This window comes from Candidatus Thermoplasmatota archaeon (assembly GCA_030018475.1).
GTDB lineage: Archaea > Thermoplasmatota > JASEFT01 > JASEFT01 > JASEFT01 > JASEFT01.
On the sequence record JASEFT010000061.1, the window covers coordinates 1 to 4,053 of the forward strand.

3 protein-coding genes are annotated in these 4,053 nt (G+C 38.7%); 1 reads left to right on the forward strand and 2 read right to left on the reverse strand.

Features of this window, described 5'->3' with window-relative positions; translation table 11 throughout:
* Positions 1 to 409: hypothetical protein (locus QMD21_06870; GenBank protein ID MDI6856481.1), on the reverse strand; the 409-nt coding region annotated here is incomplete at its 3' end.
* Positions 410 to 568: 159 nt separating this feature from the next.
* Here QMD21_06870 and QMD21_06875 point away from each other — a divergent pair.
* Positions 569 to 1,702: a CARDB domain-containing protein gene (locus tag QMD21_06875; GenBank protein ID MDI6856482.1), complete on the forward strand. Its 1,134-nt coding sequence runs from the start codon at positions 569 to 571 to the stop codon at positions 1,700 to 1,702.
* Here the strand turns inward: QMD21_06875 and QMD21_06880 are convergent.
* Positions 1,699 to 4,053: hypothetical protein (locus QMD21_06880; protein ID MDI6856483.1), on the reverse strand; the 2,355-nt coding region annotated here is incomplete at its 5' end. The two genes, QMD21_06875 and QMD21_06880, sit on opposite strands and share 4 nt — an antisense overlap.

A 4,053-nucleotide genomic window follows, 5' to 3' on the forward strand; every position in this document is an offset into this window, starting at 1 on the left:
CTATCTTATAGCCAGGCTCAAAGTTTCCAATCCATCTTACAAAAGGCAGTTTTTCAGCCTTCGCTTTAACGTCATCGTTCATCCAGACTATATATGCAAAATTAGATACATATCCATAATTTATCACGCCGATGCTCTTCAGCTCATCCTGCCACTCCTGCAGTACAGGACCTTTAACTTGCAGGAGATAGTAGCCGTTAGAGCTGCTGAGCTTCAAATCACTCGGTATATTAGGCGCTTCTTTGAGAGGGTCAAACTTTCCTTTCAAACATATACTGAAATCGTAGCTTGGCTCTTGAGCTACACTTTCAACTTTACTTCCAAATGTATCTGCTGTTATCGCTCCTACCGGCAGCAGAAACAATAGTGCTATAAAACTAGCTAAGAACTTTTCTTTTCCTTTTGTCATTTTCCGCATCCTCCAATTGAACATTAATGTACATCTGAATATATAGTATTTTTGGTGCAATTTTTGTATGACTATAGTCTGTAACTGCGGACAAACAAAAAAGTTACCATAATCTATATATAGGGCTTGCTATAAATTAACATACTAAGGGTAAGCAAAATGCGCGCACGCGCTCTATTACTAGCGTTAGGCATTTTAGTATTTGCTTTAGTCTTAATGCTAATAATTTCTTCAAAAGCTTCTGCAAAAGAAGTGAATGATCTAACTCCTCAAACTATCGCTTCACTACCTACCGCTATTACTTTAGATGAAGTGCAAGACAAGCTTCAGAGCCAAATAGTCACTCAGCTAAAGCCAGATATTGCGATCACTGAGGTAAAAGTTACTGAAGAGTTAAAAGAAAATGAAGTTGTTGTAATAAATATTAAATTAGAGAATTTAGGTACTGGGAGCGCTAATAATATAGTTACTAGTTTTTACGTAGATAGTGAATGCGTAGATAGTAAAGAAACATCGTTTATAAAAGGTGCTCAAAGATCTAGCAACTTAAATAAAGTAGTAAGTTCTGAGAGTAATATTATGTTCTACTGGCAAGCTAAGTACGGCGAGCATTTACTGAGTTTCTATGCCGATTCTAACGATGCAATTGAAGAACTTGATGAAACTAATAACTATTATACAGTTAGGGTGAATGTAGTATCAGCTAACGAGCATAGCGTTTCAAATATAGCACCTACAACTTCAAATATTGTCAACAGCGCTGCTGGAATTGCATGCGCTGTCTCATTATTGGCGCTTCTTGCATTTGCATTAGATAAGTATAAGTTTTATACGATGATTTCGCCTCTTTACGTTAAATTAAAGCGTGAAAAGCTCTTAGACCAGTTCACGAGAGGCAGAATTTACCAATATTTACATTCGCATCCAGGCGCTCATTACAGTATGATAAAAACTGCGTTAGGGCTTAACAACAGTACTTTAGCATATCATCTTGCTACTCTCGAGCGCGAAGAATACATTAAATCAAGAAAAGAAGGGCACCTCAGATGCTTCTATCTTGCAGACGTTAATTTAGAGCGCAAGAATGGACTTAGTAAATTGCAGAACACAATTTTAGAGCTTGTGACTTCGCATCAAGGTATAACTCAGAAACAGCTTTTAGAGTTGCTTGGCAACTTAACTCAGCAATCATTAAGTTACAACGTGAAAATTTTAACTGCTCTTAATGCGCTTAAAATGGTGCGCAGAGGCAAGGAAACTTATCTTTTCAGCACCACTTACGCGACTAACTAAAAATAGCGCCTTTCCGGTACAGGCTGCTCTTCCTTAGGTACTGCCGGCACTGTAGGTAATTTGGCTTTGGGAGCCTTAATTCTAGGCTTGATCTTTACGCTAGTGGCAATTATCACAGCTATAATTCCTGCTAGTAGAGTGCCTGCCACTATCCAGATGAGCATTATCAAAGCTGGCGTTATAAGAGGCACTTCAGTATATTTTTCAATTGTGATTGTAAGCTCGTTAATATTGCCGGCGGTATCGCAAGCAACTATCGTAATAATATTAGAGCCTTCGCCAAGCTTGAGTTCTAAACTGAAGCTACCCAACTCGTCTACTGCTACACTCATACCGTTTACCACAATACTTGCGCCGGACTCAGTTCTACCTGAAATTTTCAAATAATTTTCAGCTGTTCTATAACCATCTTGAATTGGAATATCAATGAAAGGCTTGGTAGTATCGTAAGTGAATATTTTGTAATGCTCCTTTTCAGTATTGTTTGCTCGGTCTGACGCTTTTGTGTAAATCCAATACTCGCATCCATCTAGCCATTTAACTCCGGCAGTATTTAAAGACCATTTTTCGTAGCGCTCGCCTTTAAGCTCAACTTCGAGCCAGCTTTCTTTAGTAATCCACTTGTCCTTCCACCAGTTGGTATTGCCGCTCTTGTTGTAAATCCTAATATAGACTGTAGCAACACCTGAAATATCGTCTTGCGCAAAGCCTGCAACTTCTAAGATTGAGTTAACATGGTCTTTAAAAGGATAGGTTATTAGAGAGGCAGGCGCAAGCTGGTCTGCTACAAGAAGCTTGATTGAATAACTGAACCTATTACCGAGTTCATCGCTTACTATTATAGTTATTGCGTTATAGCCCAAAGTTAAAGTTATATTATCTGTTTTAAGCCATGCTTCGCCCGTTGAGTTGAGCCTGATTAAATAGTTATCTAGATTGACCCAGATAGTTACATTTTCTGAATTCTCACCTTTTATTGAGAGCTTGAGGTTTACCAGAGTACTGTTTATAAATTCTGCTGAGGCATTTGTTAAATTGTAAGTTTTGTTGTAGCTCGAGTACTCAACAATAATCTCAGTAATTACAGGCGGAGTGGTATCTAAGGTTATAGGCATGCCCATAATAGCAGATAGATTAGCGATAGCGGTATTGCCTGTACCATTTATCAAATCGTAAGTTTCATCTGCAACTCTCAGCTCAATCCAGTTTTCGCCTTTTACTAAATTCACAATTCCGGACCATTCTATAGTGGAATTTATAATCCTGCCGCCAACAACCTCAAATTTTAGCATTCTACAATCTGGCTTTAGAGCGTTCCATGCACCTTTGTTCACCCTTACCCAAAAAGCGCTCGCGCCTTTGTCTACTGTCCAGTTATATAATCCCATATTATCCCAAGCAGTTCCTGAAATTTTAAGGGTAGCGCTGTTTGTGATTGCAAACAGCGGAGGCTCTACTGAGATTGTTGGCAGAGTTAAGTCATATAAAATTAGCTCGCATCGTTCCATAAACGTTGCTACGTATTTAACTTCTCTAGAGCCTGCTGCAGTCCAAACTGTCAGAAGTTTCGTTTTAGCTATAACCAACTCAGTCTTACTGAATATCACTGAGATACTTGCATTTATAGTATAAGGTGAATAACCTCGATCCGCGGAGTGGTTAATGTAATTTGTAAGTAGTTCTGCAGTACAAACACCATTTCTGTCAGTAAGCCCTCTAAAAACTTCTACATCGTATTTATCATAGATAGCCACAGTAGCATTCTCTACACCAGCGCCTGTCTGCCATTTCACTGAAGCAGTTAAATAAACATAGACTTCGAGTTTGCTAGTGGTATCTGTAATGTTCACACAGCCGATACTCGTATTAATGAATTTTAGTGTTGCGCTCTCCGAGAGTAGTGCATCGTAAGTGTTGTTCGTAATACTACTATTGCTAAAAGTAGGCTCGCATGCTCGTAGAGCAATACCCACAGGGTTGTTACAAATAGTTAAGTTCGTAGCTGTGATTTTCTGCAACGGCTCGATATACGCTTGCACAGCCATCATGTGAATACCATACTCAGAATTGTTAAATATCATATCACCTTGCAGTTCTAAAGTAATACTAGGCGAAGAGCGGTTGATTCTGATACCGTAGCAATTGAAACTTATAATGTTGTTTCTAGTGTACAATCCTTTCACTAGTTTTTCTACATGCAGACCGCAATAATTATTTATTAGGATATTGTCCACAACTCTAGGTTCAGTACCGCTCCACTCAGCTATATATATACCGAATAAAGAATAAGATATTGTATTGTTTGCTATTTTAGGAGCGCCGCCCTTCAGCCACAGCCCTCTAAAAGAATT

Bases quoted from the DNA above. Each gene is read 5' to 3' on its own strand.
- QMD21_06875 (MDI6856482.1), top strand. From the start codon at position 569: ATGCGCGCACGCGCTCTATTACTAGCGTTAGGCATTTTAGTATTTGCT.